The following is a 21,736-nucleotide window of genomic DNA, read 5'->3' as shown; positions in this document are numbered from 1 at the left end:
AACATGGGGGAACGTTTTTAGGAGAGAGGAGGCCTTCCTCATAGGGAAGTGGGGGAACAAGCACCCAGAGTTTACGATTTTTCGTCCTTGTTCCCCCACCTGTTCCCCCACGTTGCCTTGGATGCGGTTAGACAACCCTAGACATTCATGCACTGTAACCTGTTGATTTTCCAAAGAAAAAGGGCGTTCACTGGACTTCAGTGAACGCCCTTGGACGTTATAGTGGTGGAGCTGGCGGGAATTGAACCCGCGTCCGCAAGCCTTCGTCAGGCAGATCTACATGTTTAGCGGTCTGATTTGGATCTCGCTACCCATGTCGCGCAGTCGCACGCTACATGGGCCGCCAGCACCCTATTTTCTCGCCTCCACCCAAGGTACCCGGATGGAAGCCAGCCCATGTAATTATCCTTGCAGCCGGGAGGCACTGATTGCTCAGAACCCCCTTGCCCAGCCCATCGGCCAACTGTTGCAAGGCTCACTGGCAATTAAGCAGCGAGTGCGAAACGTTCGTCGTTTGCAGTTAGTTTGTTAAATCGAGATTTACGAGCGTGACTCAAGCTCGACATGCACCACACTGATCCCGAACCCACGTCGAAACCAGGACAGCCCCTAGACCTCTTATTTTAGGCGTTCGCGAGCAATTGCAAGAGCTCACTGGGAGATTTAATTGCGGCGTGCGCGCCCCACTCTGCAGGGTCGGTCTTTGCGCCCAAGTAACCGTAGGTGGCGGCCACTGTACCCATGCCTGCCGCCAGACCTGCCACGATGTCACGCTCGTCATCACCCACGTAAATACACTGCTCCGGCGGCACACACAACCGCGCAGCCGCTTCCAGCAGGGGCGCGGGATGGGGCTTGGCGTGTGGCGTGGTGTCGCCACTGACCACTGCCGAAGCGGTGGCAAACAGCGGAATGGCCTGGGTCAGGGGTTCGGTAAAGCGGGCAGCCTTGTTGGTGACCACACCCCACGTCATGTTACGTTCGAGAATCTGGCGAACCAATTCCGGCACACCTTCAAAAATGGTGGTCTGCTCGGTCATGCGAGTTTCATAGTTCACGAAAAACTCTTCACGCATGACGGCAAAGTCTGGGTGATCTGGCCCCATGCCAAAGGCTTCTGCCAGCATGCCGCGGGCGCCTGCTCCCGCCATCGGGCGATATCGGGCCGGGGGCAGCGAAGGCAGACCTCGGTCGGTGCGCATTTTGTCTGCGGCCGCCCCCAAGTCTGGTGCGCTGTCGATCAGAGTCCCATCCAAATCAAAAAGGACTGCGCGAATGCCATGAAAAACGGTAGCCATATCAGCCGAGGCGACGCGCGGCAAACAGGTAATTGACGCTGGTGTTGGCGCTGAGCCAATAGCGACGCGTGAGGGGGTTGTATTCCAGGCCCTTGGTGTGCAGAACATCCAAGCCCGCACTGCGGCAATGCCCTGCAAGCTCACTGGGGCGGATCATCTTGGCGTATTCGTGGGTGCCGCGCGGCAGCATGTTGAGCACGTACTCCGCGCCCACAATGGCCAGCATAAACGCCTTGGCGTTGCGATTGATGGTGGAGAAGAAGACCCAGCCCCCGGGTTTGACCAGTGTGGCGCAAGCGCTAACGACCGAGGCAGGATCAGGCACATGCTCCAGCATTTCCATGCAAGTCACTACGTCAAAACCAGCGGGTTGCTCCAAGGCCATCGCCTCAGCGCTGATTTCACGGTACTGCACGTTTTGGGTTCCTGCCTCCAGGGCATGCAACTGCGCCACGCGCAGCGCCTTGGTTGCCAGATCAATACCAAGCACATCTGCACCCTTGCGCGCCATGGAGTCGGCCAGAATGCCACCGCCACAGCCCACGTCCAGCACGCGTTTGCCAGTCAAGGCACTCAACCCGTGAATCCAATCGAGCCGCAGTGGGTTGATCTGGTGCAAAGGGCGAAATTCACTATCGGGGTCCCACCACCGGTGGGCCAGTTCAGAAAACTTGGCCAGCTCGGCCGGGTCTGCATTGACGGTTTCGATCATGTCTCTGATTGTCCATGAAGGCATGGGTACGAAATTCTCCAGACGCAAAAAAGCCCCGCGAGCGGGGCTTTTTTGTGAAGCAATCCGAAGATTACTGAGCGGCGCGGGTGCCAACCACTTCGATTTCCACGCGGCGGTTCTTCGCACGGCCTTCGGCAGTCTTGTTGTCAGCCACGGGTTGCTTTTCGCCCTTGCCTTCGGTGTACACGCGGTTCTTTTCGATGCCCTTGGACACCAAATAAGCCTTCACGGCTTCAGAACGACGCACCGACAGCTTCTGGTTGTATGCATCGGAGCCTACGGAGTCGGTGTGACCCACGGCAATAATCACTTCCAGGTTGATGCCCTTGACCTTGGAAACCAGGTCGTCCAACTTGGCCTTGCCTTCTGGCTTCAGCACCGACTTGTCGAAGTCGAAGAAGGCATCAGCAGCGTAGGTCACCTTGGTGGCGACGGCTGGTGCTGGTGCTGGTGCGGGAGCAGGAGCAGCAGCAGGTGCGGGTGCAGCAGCTGGAGCAGGTGCGGCGGCAGGTGCGGGGGCAGCGATAGCGCCATCGCAGCCAGCGGCAGCCGTAGCAGGCGTCCAGTTGGCATCACGCCAGCAGTATTCGTTGGTACCGTTCTTCCAGACCAGTTGGCCAGAAGCATCGCGCCAGTTGTCAACGGTTTGTGCGCCAGCGGCGGTTGCGAGCGCTGCAGAGGCAAACAACATCGCCACTTTGTTCAGTTTCTTCATGGTTCTCCTCTTGGGGAAAAAGCCGCAGCCGCGCTGCGAATCAGGACGCCTGGGGTGACCACCACCCTAAGCGTTCAAACGATTGTGCCATACGTAACAGGGCAAAAGCTGCGCCTGCTGGTCGGGGCCCGTAGGACAAAACCTGAATTGCTTCGATATGTTGCGCCGTCGCTACACGGTCTTACGCCTAAAATGGCTCTCCTTTGCCGCCCCCGCCGTCCCAATGACCCAGTTTGCCAAAGAAACCCTGCCGATCAGCCTCGAAGAAGAGATGCGGCGCAGTTACCTCGATTACGCGATGAGCGTGATCGTAGGTCGTGCACTGCCCGACGCGCGTGACGGCTTGAAGCCTGTGCACCGCCGCGTTCTTTTCGCCATGCACGAGCTCAACAACGACTGGAACCGGCCTTACAAAAAGTCGGCCCGTATCGTGGGCGACGTGATCGGTAAATACCACCCGCATGGCGACTCTGCGGTGTACGACACCATTGTGCGGATGGCGCAGGACTTTTCGCTGCGTCACATGCTGGTGGATGGACAAGGTAATTTCGGATCCGTGGACGGCGATAACGCTGCGGCCATGCGATACACCGAAATCCGTCTGGCCAAAATTGCGCATGAAATGCTGGGTGACATCGACAAGGAGACTGTCGATTTCGGCCCCAACTACGACGGCAGCGAGAAAGAGCCGCTGGTATTGCCAAGCAAACTGCCCAATTTGCTGGTAAACGGATCGGCGGGTATTGCGGTGGGTATGGCCACCAACATTCCGCCACACAACCTCAACGAAGTGGTCGATGCGTGCCTGCACATGCTGCGCAATCCCGAGACGACCATCGATGAGTTGATGGAAATCATCCCGGCCCCAGATTTCCCCACCGCCGGCATCATCTACGGCATCAACGGCGTGAAGGATGGCTACCGCACCGGGCGCGGCAAGGTGGTGATGCGTGCCAAGTGCCACTTTGAGGACATCGACCGTGGCCAGCGCCAGGCGATCATCGTGGACGAGCTGCCCTACCAGGTCAACAAAAAGACGCTGCAGGAGCGGATGGCCGAGCTGGTGCACGAGAAAAAGATCGAGGGCATCAGCCACATTCAGGACGAGTCCGACAAGTCGGGCATGCGTCTGGTGATCGAACTCAAGCGCGGCGAAGTACCTGAGGTGGTGCTCAACAACTTGTACAAGCAGACGCAGCTGCAGGACACGTTCGGCATGAACATGGTTGCGCTGATTGACGGCCAGCCCCGCCTGTGCAACCTGAAGGATCTGATCAGCGTCTTCCTGCAGCACCGCCGCGAAGTGGTGACACGCCGTACGGTGTTCGAGCTGCGCAAGGCACGCGACCGTGGGCATGTGCTGGAAGGCCTTGCCGTGGCCTTGGCCAACATTGATGACTTCATTGCCATCATTCGCAACGCACCCACCCCCCCCGTGGCCAAGGCCGAGCTGATGGCCCGCCCCTGGGACAGCAAGCTGGTGCGTGAGATGCTCACCCGCACGCGTGCCGACGGTGGCGTGATCAATGCCGACGACTATCGCCCCGACGGCCTTGAAAAAGAATTCGGCATGGGCCAGGACGGCCTGTACCGCCTGTCGGAAACGCAGGCCCAGGAAATCCTGCAGATGCGCCTGCAACGCCTCACGGGCCTGGAGCAGGACAAGATCGTCGCCGAATACAAGGAAGTCATGGCGGTCATCGAAGACCTGCTGGACATCCTGGCCAAGCCCGAGCGCGTGTCGGTCATCATCGGCGACGAACTCACCTCCATCAAGCAGGAGTTCGGCCAGCACAAGCTGGGCGCACGTCGCTCCATCGTTGAATACAGCGCACAGGATCTCTCCACCGAAGACCTCATCACCCCCACAGATATGGTGGTGACGCTCTCTCACACCGGCTACATCAAGAGCCAACCCCTGTCCGAATACCGTGCACAAAAACGCGGCGGACGTGGCAAGCAGGCCACCGCGACCAAAGAAGACGACTGGATCGACCAGCTCTTCATCGCCAACACGCACGACTACATCCTGTGCTTCTCCAACCGTGGCCGCCTGTATTGGCTCAAGGTGTGGGAAGTACCAGCCGGTTCGCGCGGCTCGCGTGGCCGACCCATCGTCAATATGTTCCCGCTGCAGGACGGCGAAAAGATCAACGTGGTGCTGCCACTTACCGGCGACATGCGCAGCTTCCCAGCGGACCGCTACGTGTTCATGGCTACCAGCATGGGCACCGTGAAGAAAACGGCGCTGGACGAATTCAGCAACCCGCGCAAGGGCGGCATCATCGCAGTGAACCTGGATGACGGCGACTATCTGATCGGCGCTGCCCTGACCGACGGCAAGCACGACGTGATGTTGTTCAGCGACGGCGGCAAGGCCGTGCGCTTTGACGAAAACGACGTGCGCCCACTGGGCCGTGCGGCACGTGGCGTGCGCGGCATGATGCTGGAAGACGGACAAAGCGTGATCGCCATGCTGGTCGCCGAAGACGAAACGCAGAGCGTGTTGACCGCCACAGAAAACGGCTACGGCAAGCGCACCAGCATCACCGAATACACCCGCCACGGTCGTGGCACCAAGGGCATGATCGCCATCCAGCAAAGCGAGCGCAACGGCAAGGTCGTAGCCGCCACCCTGGTGCATGCCGATGACGAGATCATGCTGATCACCGACAAGGGCGTGCTGGTGCGCACCCGCGTGAGCGAGATCCGCGAACTGGGCCGAGCTACTCAGGGCGTGACATTGATCGCACTGGACGAAGGCTCCAAGCTCAGCGGCTTGCAGCGCATTGTCGAGAACGATGCCAATGTGACGGATGCGGAGACCGATGGCGAAGGAAGCACGGACAGCGGAACCCCATCCGCACCCGACACCCCCGACGCCTGACCACTGCAGCGCGTAGGTGCGCGCTGCAAATGCTACGAAAAGAGGAGCATCAGGCGCTTATTGAATAAGCGCCTGATGCATTTTGAGCCCCTACCATGACACGCCCCTACAACTTCTCCGCAGGCCCCGCCGCCATCCCCTCCGAAGTCCTGGAACAAGCCGCCGCCGAAATGCTGGACTGGCACGGTAGCGGCATGGGCGTGATGGAAATGAGCCACCGCGGCAAGGAGTTTCTGTCCATCTACGAAAAGGCGGAAGCCGACCTGCGCGAGCTGCTGGCCGTGCCGTCGCATTTCAAGATCCTCTTCATGCAAGGTGGTGGCTTGGCCGAAAACGCCATCGTCCCGCTCAACCTGTCGCGTGCAGGGGTGGTCGATTTTGTGGTGACCGGCAGCTGGAGCCAGAAGTCGCAAAAGGAAGCACGCAAATACGCGTCCGAAGTCAACATCGTCGCCACGGCTGAAGAGACGGGCTTTACCACCGTGCCGGACCCAGCTTCCTGGACAGTCAGCCGGGGCGCGAGCTACCTGCACCTGTGCAGCAACGAAACCATCCATGGCACCGAGTTCCACCAGCTGCCCGACCTCAAGGCACTGGGCAGCGATGCGCCGCTGGTGATCGATTTCTCCTCGCACGTGGCATCGCGGCCCGTGGACTGGAGTCGCGTGGGCCTGGCTTTTGGCGGCGCGCAAAAGAACCTGGGCCCCGCAGGCCTTACGCTGGTGATCGTGCGCGAAGACCTGCTGGGTCATGCCCTGCCCACCTGCCCCAGCGCCTTCGACTACAAAATCGTGGCCGACAACCAGTCGATGTACAACACACCGCCCACCTGGGGCATCTACATCGCCGGGCTGACCTTTCAGTGGCTCAAGCGCCAGACCGAAGGCGGCCTGACCGGTATAGCCGCCATGGAGCAGCGCAACATCGCCAAGGCCACACTGCTCTACAACGCCATCGACCAATCGCAGCTGTACGTGAACAAGGTGGCGGCCAATTGCCGCTCGCGCATGAATATCCCGTTCTTCCTGCGCGATGAAAGCCGTAATGACGCCTTCCTGGCCGGCGCCAAGGAGCGCGGCCTGCTGCAGCTCAAGGGCCACAAGTCCGTGGGCGGCATGCGCGCCAGTATCTACAACGCCATGCCTTTGGCGGGCGTGCAGGCGCTGGTGGACTACATGCGAGAATTTGAACAAAAGCACGCCTGAGCCCGCACCCCACACGACAGCAACAGAAAACGGCTCCCACAGCACGCACCGCTACCCCACCGTCCATGAACAATCCGCAAGCCTCACCCGACCTCGCCAGCCTGCGCGTGCAGATCGACAGCATCGACCAGCAACTGCTCACGCTGCTGAACCAGAGGGCGCTGGTGGCAGAACAGGTGGGTGAAGTCAAAAAGCGCGAAGGCACGCCCTTTTTCCGCCCCGACCGTGTGGCACAGGTCATCGACAAGATCACCAACGCCAACCCTGGACCGCTCAAGGGTGCACACGTGGCGGCCATCTGGCGCGAGATCATGTCCGCCTGTCTGGCCCTCGAATCGCCCCAACGTGTAGCCGTTCTGGGCCCCGAGGGCACGTTCTGCGAGCAGGCAGCGATCGAGTTCTTTGGCGGCGCGGCCGACCTGATGTATTGCGCCAACTTCGATGAGGTGTTCCACGCTACGGCAGCGGGCAGCGCGCAGTATGGTGTGGTGGGCGTGGAGAACTCTACCGAAGGCGTGGTCACACGTTCGCTGGACCTGTTCCTGCACACCCCCACCCACGTGGTAGGCGAAGTCAGCCTGCTGGTGCGCCACAACCTGCTGCGCACGACCAATTCGCTTGATGGCATCGAAGTCGTTCTGGCGCATCCGCAAGCGCTGGCGCAGTGCCAGGCTTGGCTGTCCAAACACCTGCCGCATGCCGAGCGCCGCCCGGTGTCCAGCAATGCCGAAGGCGCGCGCCTGGCCACCACCAACCCTGCCTGGGCAGCCCTCTCCAGCGAGCGAGCGGCTACCCAGTTCGGTTTGCACATCGTCTCCCACGCCATCCAGGACGACGCCTACAACCGCACCCGCTTCGCCATCATCTGCCTGCCACACACGCTGCAGACGCCGCCCCCCTCGGGCAAGGATTGCACCAGCTTGGTGGTATCGGTGCCCAACAGGCCCGGCGCCGTGCACGACCTGCTAGTGCCGCTCAAGACGCACGGCGTGTCAATGACGCGTTTTGAGTCGCGTCCAGCCCGCACCGGCCAGTGGGAGTACTACTTCTACATCGATCTCGATGGCCACCCCGCCCAGCCTCACGTGGCTCGGGCCCTGGAAGAACTGCGCAGTCTGTGTGCGTTCTACAAAGTCCTCGGGACCTACCCCGTCTCGTCATAAGGAGCCATCGCCATGTTCGAACAATTGGGGCTGATCGGCTGTGGACTCATGGGAGGCTCGTTCGCCCTTGCCATGAAAAAGGCCGGATTGGTCAAGCGCGTGGTGGGCTACAGCAAGTCACCCTCCACTACCGACCGCGCCCGCCAGTTGGGCGTTATCGATGTCGAGGCGCCCTCCGCACTGCTGGCCGTGGCGGGCGCCGACGTTGTGCTGGTGGCCGTGCCTGTGGCAGCCACTGAGGCCACCCTCAAGGCCATCAAGCACCTGGTCACCCCGCAGATGCTCATCATGGACGTGGGGTCGACCAAGTCAGACGTGGTCCAGGCTGCGCAGCGCTCGCTGCGCGACCAGGTGGGGTCGTTTGTGCCGGCGCATCCCATCACGGGGCGCGAGGTATCCGGCGTGGAACACGCCGAGGCCGACCTGTACAGCGGGCGCCAGGTGATCCTGACCCCCACCGAGCGCACTTTGACTGCCCAGTTGCAGGACGCCGAAAAGATCTGGACTGCGCTGGGTTGCCGCGTGACCAGCATGTCGCCCGAATCACATGATGCGGCCTTTGCCGCTGTCAGCCACCTGCCCCATTTGCTGGCGTTTGCGATGATGAACGGCATCACGGGCCAGACCCACGGCGACGACTTTTTGTCGCTCGCAGGCCCTGGATTCCGCGACTTCACGCGCATTGCCGCCAGCGACCCCAAGGTGTGGCGCGATATCCTGCTGTCCAACCGGGACGAAGTCATTGCACAGTCCAAGCAGTTCCAGCAGGCACTGCGCAACATCGAGCAAGCCATGGAAAAAGGCAACGCCCAGGCGCTCGAAGACATGCTGACGCTGGCCAGCGAAACCCGCGCGCACTGGCGCATGGGCGCAAAACGCAAGTAACCCCCGACATTGCCCCCCTTGAGTCGCCTGCGGCGCCCTCCCCTCAGGGGCACGTACCCGATGGCCTGGCAACGCCAGTTCAACGGGAGCACTGGTTGTTGGGGCGCGCCAGTTGCGTAGGCCGCTGGCTGCACGAACGCCCTTTGAGCTGCAATTGGACACACCAAAAAGATGTACAGCACCGCATTCCTCGATCTCCCCCCCCTGCAAGCCGCCGCTGGCGAAGTCCACCTGCCGGGCTCCAAGAGCATTTCCAACCGCGTGCTGCTGCTGGCGGCGCTGAGCAGCGGCACTACCACCGTGCACGACCTGCTGGCATCCGACGACACGCGGGTGATGCTGGACGCGCTGCGCCAGATCGGCTGCGTGGTTGACGAGTCTGGGGGCAGCACGGTACGCATCACGGGCCTGGGTGGCAGCACGCCGCTGTCGCCCGCGAAACTGTTCATGGGCAACGCGGGCACCGCCATGCGCCCGCTGACGGCGGCGCTGGCGCTGCTGGGTGGCGAGTTCGAGCTGTCGGGTGTGCCGCGCATGCACGAGCGCCCCATCGGCGACCTGGTCGATGCGCTGCGCCAGCTGGGTTGCCAGATCGATTACCTGGGCAATGACGGCTACCCACCGCTGCACATTGCGCATGGCCAAGGGGTTCCCGCCCTGGCGCTGGCAGCGCCCATCCGCGTTCGCGGCGATGTGTCCAGCCAGTTCCTGACAGCCCTCCTCATGGCACTGCCGTTGGCCGCCGTCCATCAGCCCGTCGTGATCGAGGTCGTGGGCGAGCTGATCTCCAAGCCCTACATCTCCATCACCTTGCAGCTGCTGGCGCGCTTCGGCATCGCGGTCGAACACCAGAACTGGCAGCGCTTCACCATCGCGGCGGGCAGCAGTTACCAGTCCCCAGGAGACATCCATGTGGAGGCAGATGCGTCATCTGCTAGCTATTTCATAGCACTTGGAGCAATCGCAACTAGCGCTACCGGACAAAAAGACGCCAAATCCGGCATCAAGATACAAGGCGTGGGTCTCGATTCGATCCAGGGCGATATTCGCTTTGTCGAAGCGGCCCGGGCCATGGGCGCGGTGATTACCGGGGGCCCCAACTGGCTGCAGATAGAACGTGGCGCGTGGCCCTTGCAGGCCATTGACCTGGATTGCAACCACATCCCCGATGCAGCCATGACCCTGGCCGTGATGGCGTTGTACGCCGACGGCACCACCACGCTGCGCAATATTGCAAGCTGGCGCGTGAAGGAAACCGACCGCATCGCCGCCATGGCAACCGAACTGCGCAAGCTCGGCGCCACGGTCGAGGAAGGTGCCGACTTCATCCGCGTGACCCCACCCGTGCGTGTGCAAGACTGGAAACCCGCCAGCATCCACACCTATGACGACCACCGCGTGGCCATGTGTTTCTCGCTCGCAGCCTTCAACCCCGCCGCCCTGCCAGTCCGCATCGAAGACCCCAAGTGCGTGGCCAAGACCTTTCCGGACTATTTCGAGGCCCTGTTCTCTGTGGCCCAGGTTGCAGCACCACAGATTCCCGTGATCTGCATTGACGGCCCCACAGCCTCGGGCAAAGGCACCGTGGCAGCGGCGGTGGCACAGCGGCTGGGCTATGGTTTCCTGGACTCAGGTGCGATGTATCGCATCACCGCCCTTGCAGCGCTGCGGGCGGGCCTCGCCATCGACGCAGACCACGAAGCCCGTATCGCCACCCTGGCCCAGACGCTGCCGGTGCGGTTTGAGGGCGGCAAGGTGTGGCTGGGCAGCGACGACGTAACCGAGGCCATCCGCACCGAAGAAGCCGGTATGAACGCATCCCGTGTGTCCGCTCTGCCTGCCGTGCGCACGGCGCTGGTAGACCTGCAACACAGCTTCCGGCGCCTGCCGGGGCTGGTGGCCGATGGCCGTGACATGGGCACGGTGATCTTCCCGGACGCTCCTTTGAAGGTGTTTTTGACCGCCAGCGCCGCCTGCCGCGCCGAGCGTCGTTATAAACAGTTGATTTCAAAGGGTTTTTCGGCTAGTATCGACGACCTTCGCGCAGATTTAGAGGCGCGCGACGCCCGGGATAGCTCCCGCAGCGTTGCTCCCCTCAAGCCCGCGCAAGAAGCTCTGGTCCTGGACAACTCCGATTTGACGATTGAACAAGCCGTCGAAAAGGTGCTTTCCTGGTGGCAGGAGCGCCAGCCCTTCGCAGCATCTGCGCAGCGCTGACAACGTGGGGCCCTCGGGCTCCAGGCAGTGCCGAAAGGCCTTGCAACAGGCCCACGCAGCCCCCCTCGCGCGCCAGCGCACAGGTTGTGTGGATCGATAACCTAACCCGCGGTCGTACCGCAAAAAACCACCGCAAGCAGCTATAAAAACAGTAGCAATGGTGCTACTGGAATCCTGTTTGTGGCAAGGAAACACATGTCCGAATCTTTTGCCGCCCTTTTTGAAGAATCCTTGCAGCGCACGGAAATGCGCCCAGGCGAAGTCATTACCGCTGAAGTCGTGCGCGTCGAGCACAACTTCGTGGTCGTGAACGCTGGCCTCAAGTCCGAAGCCTACGTGCCGCTGGAAGAGTTCAAGAACGACAAGGGCGAAGTCGAAGTCCAAGTGGGTGACTTCGTGTCGGTGGCCATTGGCTCCATCGAAAACGGCTACGGCGACACCATCCTGTCGCGTGACACCGCCAAGCGTCTGGCCTCCTGGATGAGCCTGGAAAAGGCCCTGGAATCTGGCGAATTCGTCACTGGCACGACCAGCGGCAAGGTCAAGGGCGGTCTGACCGTTCTGGTCAACGGCATCCGCGCATTCCTGCCCGGTTCGCTGATCGATACCCGTCCGATCAAGGATCTGACGCCGTACGAAAACAAGACCATGGAATTCAAGGTCATCAAGCTGGACCGCAAGCGCAACAACGTGGTGCTGAGCCGCCGCGCTGTGGTGGAAGCCTCCATGGGCGAAGAGCGCGCCAAGCTGATGGAAACCCTCAAGGAAGGCTCCATCGTTCAAGGCGTGGTCAAGAACATCACCGAATACGGTGCGTTCGTGGACCTGGGCGGCATCGACGGCCTGCTGCACATCACCGACATGGCATGGCGCCGTGTGCGTCACCCTTCCGAAGTGGTGACCGCTGGTCAGGAAATCACCGCCAAGATCCTGAAGTTCGACACCGAAAAGAACCGTGTCTCGCTGGGTCTGAAGCAAATGGGCGACGACCCATGGATGGGCGTGAACCGCCGCTACCCACAATCGACCCGCCTGTTCGGCAAGATCACGAACATTGCCGACTACGGCGCGTTCGTCGAACTCGAACCCGGCATCGAAGGCCTGGTGCACGTGTCTGAAATGGACTGGACCAACAAGAACATCGCTCCCGCCAAGCTGGTTTCGCTGGGCGACGAAGTCGAAGTCATGGTTCTGGAAATCGACGAAGACAAGCGCCGTATCAGCCTGGGCATGAAGCAGTGCAAGGCCAACCCATGGCAAGAATTCGCACAGGACACGAAGCGCGGCGACCGCGTCAAGGGTCCTATCAAGTCGATCACCGACTTCGGCGTTTTCGTGGGCCTGGCTGCCGGCATTGACGGCCTGGTGCACTTGTCCGACCTGTCGTGGAACGAACCTGGCGAAGCCGCAGTTCGCAACTACAAGAAGGGCCAGGAAGTCGAAGCCATCGTGCTGGCTGTGGACGTGGACCGCGAGCGCATCTCCCTGGGCATCAAGCAGCTCGACGGCGACCCATTCACGACCTTCGTGACCGTGAACGACAAGGGCCAGACGGTGACCGGCAAGGTCAAGACCGTGGACGCCCGTGGCGCTGAAATCGACCTCGGCGAAGACATCGTGGGCTACCTGCGCGCTTCGGAAATCTCCCGCGACCGCGTGGAAGATGCCCGCAACGTGCTCAAGGAAGGTGACGAAGTCACGGCTGTGGTGGTCAATGTGGATCGCAAGACCCGCAACATTCAGCTGTCGATCAAGCAAAAGGACATGGCTGACGAACAAGGCGCCATGGCCAACCTGAGCCAGCAATCGAGCCGCGAAAGCGCCGGCACGACCAGCCTGGGCGCCCTGTTGCGCGCCAAGCTGGACAACTCGGAAAAGTAAAGCGCTGACCCGTTAAACGGTCAGACAGCGGGCGCCTCGGCGCCCGCTCTTTTTTCAGCCAAGACTGCCTATGTCCCAAGATTCCATGACCCGCTCAGACCTCGTCGAAGAACTGGCCGCCCGTTTCGGCCAGCTCACCCACCGAGATGCCGAATACGCCGTCAAGACCATTCTGGACGCCGTGGGCGAGGCCCTGGTGCGCGGGCACCGCATCGAGATCCGGGGCTTTGGCAGTTTCTCGGTCAATCACCGCCCACCCCGCATGGGCCGCAATCCGCGCAGCGGCGAGGCTGTGGCCATTCCCGAAAAACGCGTCCCCCATTTCAAGCCAGGCAAGGCACTGCGCGAAGCCGTGGACAAACGCACGGCCGAAATGGAAGAAAAGACCCAGCCCACGACGGGCGGCGCGGGCAGTTGATATCAAATTGATAGCTGCAGGTGCATGATCTACGAGCGCCTGCTGCCTTTTTTTGCCTGTTGGTCGGACTGCAGACACACGCGGGGCCGCAGCGCCAAGCTCTTAGAATCGCCCCACCACTGGGGAGACCGATGAAATACCTCCTGTGGCTGCTCAAGGCAGCCATTTTTTTTACGCTCTTCGCCTTCGCGCTGAACAACCAGCAGGACGCGACCGTGCATTTCTTCTTTGGCACGCAATGGCGCGCGCCCTTGGTGCTGGTGGTGCTGACCGCCTTTGCTGCAGGGCTGGTCGTCGGGGCGCTGGGCATGGTGCCGCGCTTGTGGCGGCACCGCACCGCTGCCCGCCGCGCGCAGGCGGCGGTCGTTGCTCCCGCTCCCGTGGCGCCACCTGCCGCCAGCGCCACACCCACAGCGCCCCCACCACCTCCTGACCTGCCTTCGATCCATGGAATTTGACCTGAGCTGGATACTGCTGGGCCTGCCCCTGGCCTTTGTGCTGGGCTGGCTGGCTTCGCGTTTTGACCTGCGCCAGCTGCGCGCCGAGAACCGGCGGGCGCCCAAGGCGTACTTCAAGGGCCTGAACTTTCTACTCAATGAGCAGCAGGACCAGGCCATCGACGCCTTCATCGAGGCCGTGCAGAACGACCCCGACACCTCCGAGCTGCACTTCGCACTGGGCAACCTGTTTCGCCGCCGGGGCGAATACGACCGCGCCGTGCGTGTGCACGAGCATCTGCTCTCGCGCGGCGACCTGAGCCGTACCGACCGCGAGCGCGCCCAACATGCGCTGGCGCTCGACTTCCTCAAGGCCGGGCTGCTCGACCGCGCAGAAGACGCGCTGCAGCGCCTGGAGGGCACTCCGTTTGAGGCCCAGGCCCGCCTGGCACTGCTGGCCATTTACGAACGTTCGCGCGACTGGCCCCATGCCGCCACCATTGCCCGCAAGATGCACGATGCCGATCAGGGCGACTTCAGCACCCGGCAAGCCCACTACCTGTGCGAGCAGGCACTGGCGCTGAGTGCGCAAGGCGACCTGCCGGGCGCGCAGGCCCTGCTGGATCAGGCTGTGGCCGCCGCCCCAGAGGCTGCACGCGCGCGCATCGAACTGGCACGCCTGCAACGCCTGATGGGCCAACCCGCAGCGGTGCTGTCCACTCTCAAGGTCCTGGGCGAGCGCAACCCCGCAGCGCTGCCCCTGGCCGCCCCGCTGATGGTCGAGGCTGCCACCGCTGCCGGCCGTACACAGGAAGTCCACGCCCTGCTGCAGGCCCACTACGCAAAAGCGCCCTCGCTGGATGTGCTGGAAAGCATCGTGGCCATGGAAGCTGCCGACGAGGCCACCCGCCCATCCGCCCGCCAGCGCTATGTGGAGCACCTGGACAAGGAGCGCTCCCTGGTCGCTGCGGCCAAATGGCTGGCCACCGAAAAGCTGGAACACGAAGAATTCCACCCCCAGGTTCAACGTGCGCTGGACCATGCCGTCAAGCCCCTGACCCGCTACCGCTGCGCGGCCTGCGGCTTCGAGGCGCGCCAGCATTTCTGGCAATGCCCCGGCTGCCAGACCTGGGACAGCTACCCCGCGCGCCGGGTCGAAGAACTCTAAGAGCCTTCATCCTCAACACCGTAAGACCCTTGCCATGCTGAAGAAACTGCTGACCCTGCTTGTTGCCATGCTGCTCGCGACCGCCACCTGGGCTGCCGTGGACGTGAACACCGCCACCGAGGCCGAACTCGACGGCATCAAGGGCATCGGGCCCGGCCTGTCGGGCCGCATCCTGCAAGAGCGCCAGAGCGCGCCCTTCAAGGACTGGGCGGACTTCATCGGCCGTGTGGGCGGCGTGGGCAATAAGAGTGCCGTCAACTTCTCCAAAGAGGGCCTCACCGTCAACGGCAAGAAATACAGCGCAGCAGCAGCCGCCAAGGCAGAAGCCAAAAACAACAAAAAACACAGCAGCTCCCAGACAGCAGACCGCAAGGCCCGTGGCAGCGCTGACAAGGAGGCCGCAACGGCAACCACACCACCCGCCACGGCGACTGCGGCACCGGCCGCGTCAGCACCAGCCCCATCAGCAAGCGCTAGCAAAAACTAAGCACGCTTCACAAGCAGCAAGCCCGCTCCAGCGGGCTTGTTTTTTTTGGCAGGGGATGCGCGACAGCAAGGGGCGGGCAGGGTTTTTAGGAGCTGCCCCTAAAATCAATCGCGCATGCCCCTGATCACGCTCATCCTTCTCCCCTTCATCGGCAGCCTGCTGGCAGCGGTTCTGCCCTCCAACGCCCGCAATACCGAGTCCACCCTGGCAGGACTCATCGCCCTGTTCTGCACCGTGCAGGCGGCGCTCTACTTCCCGGAGATTGCAGACGGCGGCGTGATCCGGCAAGAGCTGACCTGGCTGCCTGCGCTGGGCTTGAACCTCGTCATCCGCATGGATGGCTTTGCCTGGATGTTCTGCATGCTGGTGCTGGGCGTGGGCAGCCTGGTGGTGCTGTACGCGCGCTACTACATGTCTCCCGCCGATCCGGTGCCGCGCTTCTTCTCGTTTTTTCTGGCGTTCATGGGCGCGATGGCGGGCGTGGTGCTCTCGGGCAACATCATCCAGATTGCATTCTTCTGGGAGCTGACCAGCCTGTTTTCCTTCCTGCTGATCGGCTACTGGCACCACCGCAAGGATGCGCGGCGCGGTGCGCGCATGGCGCTGACGGTGACTGGCACGGGCGGGTTGGCGATGCTGGCGGGCATGCTGGTGCTGGGTCACATTGTGGGTAGCTATGACCTCGACCATGTGCTCGTCGCGGGCCAGCTCATCCAGAACCACCCGCTGTACACCACCGCGCTCGTCCTGATTCTGCTGGGGGCACTCACCAAAAGCGCACAGTTCCCGTTTCACTTCTGGCTGCCCAACGCCATGGCGGCGCCTACGCCCGTGTCGGCCTACCTGCACTCGGCCACCATGGTCAAGGCCGGTGTATTCCTGCTGGCGCGCCTGTGGCCGGCGCTCGCGGGCACGGAGCAGTGGTTCTGGCTGGTGGGTGGAGCGGGCCTGGCCACGTTGCTGGTGGGCGGCTATGCGGCCATGTTCCAGAACGATCTCAAGGGCCTGCTGGCGTACTCGACCATTTCGCACCTGGGCCTCATCACGCTGCTGCTGGGCCTGAACAGCCCGCTGGCCGCCGTGGCCGCCGTGTTCCACATCATGAACCACGCCACCTTCAAGGCCTCGCTGTTCATGGCCGTGGGCATCGTGGACCATGAAAGTGGCACACGCGACATACGGCGCCTGTCGGGCCTGCGCACCATGATGCCGATCACCGCCACCCTGGCCATGGTGGCCAGCGCGGCCATGGCGGGCGTGCCACTGCTCAACGGCTTCCTGTCCAAGGAAATGTTCTTTGCCGAGACGGTGTACGTGAACACCACGCCGTTGCTCGAATGGCTGCTGCCCGTGGCGGCCACGGTGGCCGGCATGTTCAGCGTGGCGTACTCGCTGCGCTTCACGGTGGATGTGTTCTTTGGCCCGCCCGCTACCGACCTGCCACGCCCACCCCATGAGCCCCCGCACTGGATGCGTGTGCCAGTGGAGCTGCTGGTGCTGGCCTGCCTCGTGGTGGGTACGCTGCCCGCATGGTCGGTGGGGGCCTACCTGGCCGCTGCCGCGCGGCCCGTGGTGGGGGGCGAGCTGCCCACGTACAGCCTGGCGGTCTGGCATGGGTTCAACACCCCGTTTGTGATGAGCTTGGTGGCCCTGGGCGGGGGGATAGCGCTGTACGCGTTGCTGCGCTGGCAGCGCGAAAAAGGCGCTATCGATGCGCCACCCGTCATGCAGCGCATCAGCGGCCAGCGGGCCTTTGAGGCCACGCTGGCCGTGCTGAGCCTCACGGGCCGCAATGGCCGCCGGCTGCTGGGCACCGGCCGCCTGCAGTGGCAGATGCTGTGGCTGGTTTGCGCCGCCCTGGTGGCAGGCACCCTGCCCCTGTGGGCGCGAGGCTTCCCAATTGGCGACCGGGTGCAGTTGCCACTGTCGCCCGCCTTTGCGCTGCTGTGGCTGCTGGGTGCGGTGTGCGCCGTGGCAGCGGCGTGGCAGGCCAAGTACCACCGGCTGGCGGCCCTGACACTGCTGGGCGGCTCCGGGCTGTGTGTGTGCCTGACCTTCCTGTGGTTCTCGGCGCCCGATCTGGCGCTCACGCAGATCGTGGTGGAGGTGGTGACCACCATCCTCATCCTGCTGGGCCTGCGCTGGCTGCCCCGGCGCGACGAGAGCCTGCGCGTGCCCACGCTGGCCGAAGAGCGGCGCACCCAGCTGCGCCGCTACCGCGACCTGGCGCTGACGCTGGCCACAGGCGGTGGCATGGCCCTGCTGTCGTTCGCGATGATGAGCCGCCCGTTCCCCGACAGCACCTCCACCTTTTTCCTGGAACACGCGCTCACCGACGGCGGTGGCACCAACGTGGTCAACGTGATGCTGGTGGATTTCCGGGGCTTTGACACCTTTGGCGAGATCGTGGTGCTAGGCATCGTGGCGCTCACCGTGTATGCGCTGCTGCGGCGCTTTCGGCCCGCACGCGAGGTGATGGACCTGCCACCCCAGCAGCGCGCCGTGCCCGCCGATGTAGCAACGGACCTCTCCAACCCGCGCCAGACCACCGACACTGCCGTCGGCTACCTCATGGTGCCCGCCGTGCTGGTGCGCTTGCTGCTGCCCTTTGCCACACTGGTGGCGGTCTACCTTTTCATGCGCGGGCACAACGAGCCTGGCGGCGGATTTGTGGCGGGGCTGGTGTTCTCGGTGGCGCTGCTGCTGCAGTACATCGTCTCGGGCACCTCCTGGGTCGAGGCCCACCTTCCGCTGTACCCGCGCCGCTGGATCGGCATGGGCCTGCTGGCAGCGCTGGCCACAGGCATGGGCGCGCTGGCCTGGGGCTATCCGTTTCTGACCAGCCACACCGCGCACTTCTCGCTGCCCGTGGTGGGTGAGATCCATGTGGCCAGCGCGCTGTTCTTTGACATCGGCGTGTTCACCCTGGTGGTGGGCTCCACCATGCTCATCCTCACCGGCATTGCCCGCCAGTCGGTGCGCAGCCACCGCTACAACAACGCACGCGCGGCCGACGAGGCCGAGGCCGCCGCCACACCCGGAGAAGGTCCATGGAACTGATACTGGCCCTGGCCATTGGCGTGCTCACCGGCTCCGGCGTATGGCTGCTGCTGCGCCCCCGCACCTTCCAGGTCATCATGGGCCTGTCGCTGCTGTCGTACGCCGTCAACCTGTTCATATTCAGCATGGGGCGCCTGGGCCTGGCGATTGACAAGGAGCCCGTGCTGCAGCCCGGGGTGCCGCAGGACTTGGCCCACTATGCCGACCCCATGCCCCAGGCCCTTACCCTCACGGCCATCGTGATCGGCTTTGCCATGACCGCCCTCTTCCTCGTGGTGCTGCTGGCATCGCGTGGCATGGCAGGCACCGACCATGTGGACGGTACCAAGGGTAAAGAAGTGCAGGAAATGCCATGACGGGAGGTACCAGCGTCACCGCCTCGGTCACCGCGTGGTTGATGCCGCACCTGATCCTCGCGCCCATCGCTCTGCCCTTGCTCACGGCCGGGCTCATGCTGCTACTGCGCGAGGAGCGCCAGCGCACCAAGGTCACGCTCAACATCGCCTCGACCCTGGTGGGCCTGGTGGTGGCCGTGTTGCTGCTGGTGCAGGCCAAGGAGCCCAGCGTGCAGACCAGCCTGGGCGTGTACCTGCCGGGCAACTGGCCGGCGCCGTTCGGCATCGTGCTGGTCATCGACCGCCTGTCGGCCATGATGCTGGTGCTGACCAGTACGGTGGCGCTCGCCACGGTACTGTTCTCGGCCGCGCGCTGGCACCGGGCGGGCGTGCACTTTCACCCGTTGTTCCAGTTCCAGCTCATGGGGCTGGCGGGGGCGTTTCTCACCGCCGACCTGTTCAACCTGTTCGTGTTCTTCGAGATCATGCTGGCCGCCTCGTACGGCCTGCTGCTGCATGGCTCGGGCCGCCCGCGCGTGTCGGCGGGGCTGCACTACATCGCCATCAACCTCGCCGCCTCATCGCTGTTCCTCATCGGGGTGTCGATGCTCTACGGTATCACCGGCACGCTCAACATGGCCGACCTGGCGCAGAGCATTGCGGGCGTGGCCGCCGCAGACCGGGGGCTGCTGCATGCGGCAGCCGCCATTCTGGCGGTGGCCTTCCTCATCAAGGCCGCGGTGTGGCCGCTCAACTTCTGGCTGGTGCCCGCCTACAGCGCGGCCACCGCGCCGGTGGGAGCCCTGTTTGCGCTCATGACCAAGGTGGGCGTATACAGCGTGCTGCGGCTGTGGACGCTGCTGTTCGGCTCCGAGGCCGGCGATTCCGCCCAGTTTGGCAGCCAGTGGCTCATTAGCGGCGGCATGCTGACCATGGCCTTTGGTGCGATCGGCATGCTCGGCTCGCAGCGGCTGGGGCACCTTGCGGGCTTCAGCGCCATTCTGTCGTCGGGCACGCTGCTGGCGGCCGTGGGCTTTGGGCAGAACCTGCTCACGGGCGGTTTGCTGTACTACATGCTCAGCTCCACCCTGGCCGTGAGCGCGCTGTTTTTGCTTACAGACCTGATCGACCGCTGGCGCAACAACGGTGCCAACCTGGCTCCGTATGAACAGACGGACGACGCGCCGTTCCTGTCGGCCGATCTGGTGCCCACAGAAGGCATGAACCTGGACGACAAGGAACAGGCGCTGATCGGCCAGGTCATCCCCGCCGCCGCGGCGTTTCTGGGCTTGGCGTTCATGGCCTGCACGCTGGTCATTGCAGGCCTGCCACCCTTGCCCGGCTTTGTGGGCAAGTTCGCCATGATCCATGCGCTACTCAACCCGCTGGGGCTGGGCGCGGCCCAGGGCTTTCGCCTGGGCGCTGCGGGCTGGATGCTGGTGGCGCTGCTGGTGGGCTCGGGGCTGCTAGCGCTGCTGGCCCTGACGCGCGCAGGCATCCGCCACTTCTGGTCGGCCCAGGGTCGGGCTTCTCCCCAGCTCCTGGTGCTGGAGGGACTGCCCATTGCCCTGCTGCTGCTGGCCTGCGTGGCGCTGGTGTGGCAGGCCGGTGCGGTGATGCGCTACACACAAGCCACCGCCAATGCCCTGCATGCGCCTGCCACCTATGTGGGTGCCGTGATGACCGCCGCGCCCGTCGCACCTTCGCCTAAGGCAACGCCTGAAACTACGTTACCGGGGGACAAGCCATGACCCAACCAGGCCCATCGGCGGCATCCAACGCCCCAGACATTCCATCACGCCCTGGTCTATTGAGGCGCCTGGTGCCAGCCCCGCTGCTATCGGTGGCGCTGCTTGGCCTGTGGCTGCTGCTCAACCGCAGCCTGAGCGCGGGCCACTTCGTGCTGGGCACGGTGCTGGCACTGGCCATCCCGCTGCTCACCGCCGGGCTGCGCCCGCTTCCGGTGCGTATCCGCAAGCCAGGTGCCGTATTGCGCCTGGCGCTTGCGGTGGTGGCAGACACCACCCGCTCCAACCTGGCCGTGGCGCGCCTGCTGCTGACGCCGGGCCGCAGGCGGCATCCGGCGGGCTTTGTGCATATCCCCCTGGACGTGCGGGACCCCAATGCATTGGCCGTGCTGGCGATGATCGTGTGCATCACGCCGGGCACCGCGTGGGCAGAGATTTCGCTGGACCGCAGCATGCTGCTACTGCACGTGCTGGAGCTGGACGACCCCGCCACGGTGATCGCTGACGTGAAGCAGCGCTACGAAGCCCCCTTGATGGAGATTTTTGAATGACCCCCGTGCTGGACTGGGCCCTGCCGGCCGCCCTGCTCATGCTGGCACTGGCCATGGGCTGCGCGCTGATCCGACTGCTCAAGGGACCGTCCGCACAAGACCGCGTGCTGGCGCTCGACTGCATGTACCTGAGCGGGATGCTGGTGATGCTCGTGCTGGGCCTGCTGTATGGCAGCAAGAACTACTTCGAGGCCGCCCTGCTGCTGGCGCTGTTCAGCTTTGTCGGCTCCATGGCCATGGCCAAGTTTTTGCTGCGCGGCGAGGTGATCGAATGACCGAAGCCGCCACCACCGCTGTTCTTCCGCTGTGGCTCGAAATCATCGTGGCCGTGCTGGTGCTGGCCGGTGCCGCGCTGGCCCTGCTAGGCTCCATCGGCCTGCTGCGCCTGCCGACCTTTTTTGAACGTGTGCACGCACCCTCCATCATTGCCACGCTGGGCTGCTGGCTGATCGTGCATGCCACGGTGCTGTACTTCTCGGTGGCCGATGGTGGCCTGGCGTTGCATGCGCTGCTGATCGCCGTGTTCGTGGCGATCACGGTGCCGGTGA

The 21,736-nt window shown here is 63.4% G+C and carries 19 protein-coding genes and 1 other RNA gene; 16 read left to right on the top strand and 4 right to left on the bottom strand.

Translation table 11 applies throughout. The features are described 5' to 3' along the window. Window positions 1-223: 223 nt before the first annotated feature. The 4 genes from ssrA to ompA form a co-directional block, all read right to left on the bottom strand. Window positions 224-610: a transfer-messenger RNA gene (ssrA, locus tag ISS20_RS13690) on the bottom strand. A gap of 13 nt (window positions 611-623) precedes the next feature. Beyond that, on the bottom strand, window positions 624-1,298 hold the full coding sequence (locus ISS20_RS13685) for an HAD-IA family hydrolase (protein WP_108497402.1): 675 nt from the start codon (window positions 1,296-1,298) through the stop codon (window positions 624-626). Between the two features lies 1 nt (window position 1,299). After that, window positions 1,300-2,010, bottom strand: coding sequence for a bifunctional 2-polyprenyl-6-hydroxyphenol methylase/3-demethylubiquinol 3-O-methyltransferase UbiG (gene ubiG / locus ISS20_RS13680; RefSeq protein WP_291437436.1), 711 nt, complete (start codon window positions 2,008-2,010; stop codon window positions 1,300-1,302). 91 nt (window positions 2,011-2,101) lie between these two features. Next, a complete protein-coding gene (ompA, locus tag ISS20_RS13675) occupies window positions 2,102-2,746 on the bottom strand; it encodes an outer membrane protein OmpA (RefSeq protein WP_056645400.1) in 645 nt (214 codons plus the stop codon). A gap of 223 nt (window positions 2,747-2,969) precedes the next feature. Here ompA and gyrA point away from each other — a divergent pair, with 223 nt between their 5' ends. The 16 genes from gyrA to ISS20_RS13595 form a co-directional block, all read left to right on the top strand. Further along, window positions 2,970-5,633, top strand: a complete 2,664-nt coding sequence (gene gyrA, locus ISS20_RS13670; RefSeq protein WP_291437432.1) for a DNA gyrase subunit A — start codon at window positions 2,970-2,972, stop codon at window positions 5,631-5,633. Between the two features lie 95 nt (window positions 5,634-5,728). Next, a complete protein-coding gene (gene serC, locus ISS20_RS13665) occupies window positions 5,729-6,838 on the top strand; it encodes a 3-phosphoserine/phosphohydroxythreonine transaminase (RefSeq protein ID WP_291437430.1) in 1,110 nt (369 codons plus the stop codon). A gap of 65 nt (window positions 6,839-6,903) precedes the next feature. After that, window positions 6,904-8,001, top strand: a complete 1,098-nt coding sequence (pheA, locus tag ISS20_RS13660) for a prephenate dehydratase (RefSeq protein ID WP_291437428.1) — start codon at window positions 6,904-6,906, stop codon at window positions 7,999-8,001. Window positions 8,002-8,013: 12 nt separating this feature from the next. Then, a complete protein-coding gene (locus tag ISS20_RS13655; protein WP_291437427.1) occupies window positions 8,014-8,886 on the top strand; it encodes a prephenate dehydrogenase/arogenate dehydrogenase family protein in 873 nt (290 codons plus the stop codon). Between the two features lie 171 nt (window positions 8,887-9,057). Continuing rightward, window positions 9,058-11,103 carry a bifunctional 3-phosphoshikimate 1-carboxyvinyltransferase/cytidylate kinase gene (locus ISS20_RS13650; RefSeq protein ID WP_291437426.1) on the top strand — a complete coding sequence of 682 codons (2,046 nt, stop codon included), beginning with the start codon at window positions 9,058-9,060 and terminating at the stop codon, window positions 11,101-11,103. A gap of 180 nt (window positions 11,104-11,283) precedes the next feature. After that, window positions 11,284-12,984, top strand: a complete 1,701-nt coding sequence (gene rpsA, locus ISS20_RS13645) for a 30S ribosomal protein S1 (protein WP_291437425.1) — start codon at window positions 11,284-11,286, stop codon at window positions 12,982-12,984. 70 nt (window positions 12,985-13,054) lie between these two features. Next, window positions 13,055-13,402 carry an integration host factor subunit beta gene (locus ISS20_RS13640; protein WP_291437423.1) on the top strand — a complete coding sequence of 116 codons (348 nt, stop codon included), beginning with the start codon at window positions 13,055-13,057 and terminating at the stop codon, window positions 13,400-13,402. A gap of 131 nt (window positions 13,403-13,533) precedes the next feature. Beyond that, window positions 13,534-13,860, top strand: a complete 327-nt coding sequence (locus ISS20_RS13635; RefSeq protein ID WP_291437422.1) for a lipopolysaccharide assembly LapA domain-containing protein — start codon at window positions 13,534-13,536, stop codon at window positions 13,858-13,860. Continuing rightward, the gene (lapB, locus tag ISS20_RS13630) at window positions 13,850-15,007 is read left to right on the top strand and encodes a lipopolysaccharide assembly protein LapB (protein WP_291437421.1); all 1,158 of its coding nucleotides are present in this window, start codon (window positions 13,850-13,852) and stop codon (window positions 15,005-15,007) included. The genes ISS20_RS13635 and lapB overlap by 11 nt, the downstream gene beginning before the upstream one ends. A gap of 34 nt (window positions 15,008-15,041) precedes the next feature. Beyond that, on the top strand, window positions 15,042-15,494 hold the full coding sequence (locus tag ISS20_RS13625) for a helix-hairpin-helix domain-containing protein (RefSeq protein ID WP_291437420.1): 453 nt from the start codon (window positions 15,042-15,044) through the stop codon (window positions 15,492-15,494). Between the two features lie 114 nt (window positions 15,495-15,608). Further along, window positions 15,609-18,554 (top strand): monovalent cation/H+ antiporter subunit A, encoded by a 2,946-nt coding sequence (locus tag ISS20_RS13620; protein WP_291437418.1) that lies wholly within the window; start codon window positions 15,609-15,611, stop codon window positions 18,552-18,554. Continuing rightward, window positions 18,545-18,910, top strand: coding sequence for a Na+/H+ antiporter subunit C (locus ISS20_RS13615; protein ID WP_291437417.1), 366 nt, complete (start codon window positions 18,545-18,547; stop codon window positions 18,908-18,910). Before ISS20_RS13620 ends, ISS20_RS13615 begins: the two co-directional genes overlap by 10 nt. Further along, window positions 18,907-20,640: a monovalent cation/H+ antiporter subunit D gene (locus ISS20_RS13610; RefSeq protein WP_291437415.1), complete on the top strand. Its 1,734-nt coding sequence runs from the start codon at window positions 18,907-18,909 to the stop codon at window positions 20,638-20,640. Before ISS20_RS13615 ends, ISS20_RS13610 begins: the two co-directional genes overlap by 4 nt. After that, complete coding sequence (locus ISS20_RS13605; RefSeq protein WP_291437412.1) at window positions 20,637-21,188, top strand: Na+/H+ antiporter subunit E; 552 nt, start codon at window positions 20,637-20,639, stop codon at window positions 21,186-21,188. Before ISS20_RS13610 ends, ISS20_RS13605 begins: the two co-directional genes overlap by 4 nt. Beyond that, window positions 21,185-21,463: a K+/H+ antiporter subunit F gene (locus ISS20_RS13600; protein ID WP_056063664.1), complete on the top strand. Its 279-nt coding sequence runs from the start codon at window positions 21,185-21,187 to the stop codon at window positions 21,461-21,463. Before ISS20_RS13605 ends, ISS20_RS13600 begins: the two co-directional genes overlap by 4 nt. After that, window positions 21,460-21,736: monovalent cation/H(+) antiporter subunit G (locus ISS20_RS13595; RefSeq protein ID WP_291437409.1), on the top strand; the 277-nt coding region annotated here is incomplete at its 3' end. The genes ISS20_RS13600 and ISS20_RS13595, both read left to right, overlap by 4 nt.

Source organism: Acidovorax sp., from assembly GCF_016783915.1.
Classification (GTDB): domain Bacteria; phylum Pseudomonadota; class Gammaproteobacteria; order Burkholderiales; family Burkholderiaceae_C; genus Acidovorax.
The sequence above is the reverse complement of the archived record's forward strand: the minus strand, read 5'-3'. Positions and strand labels throughout refer to the sequence as shown.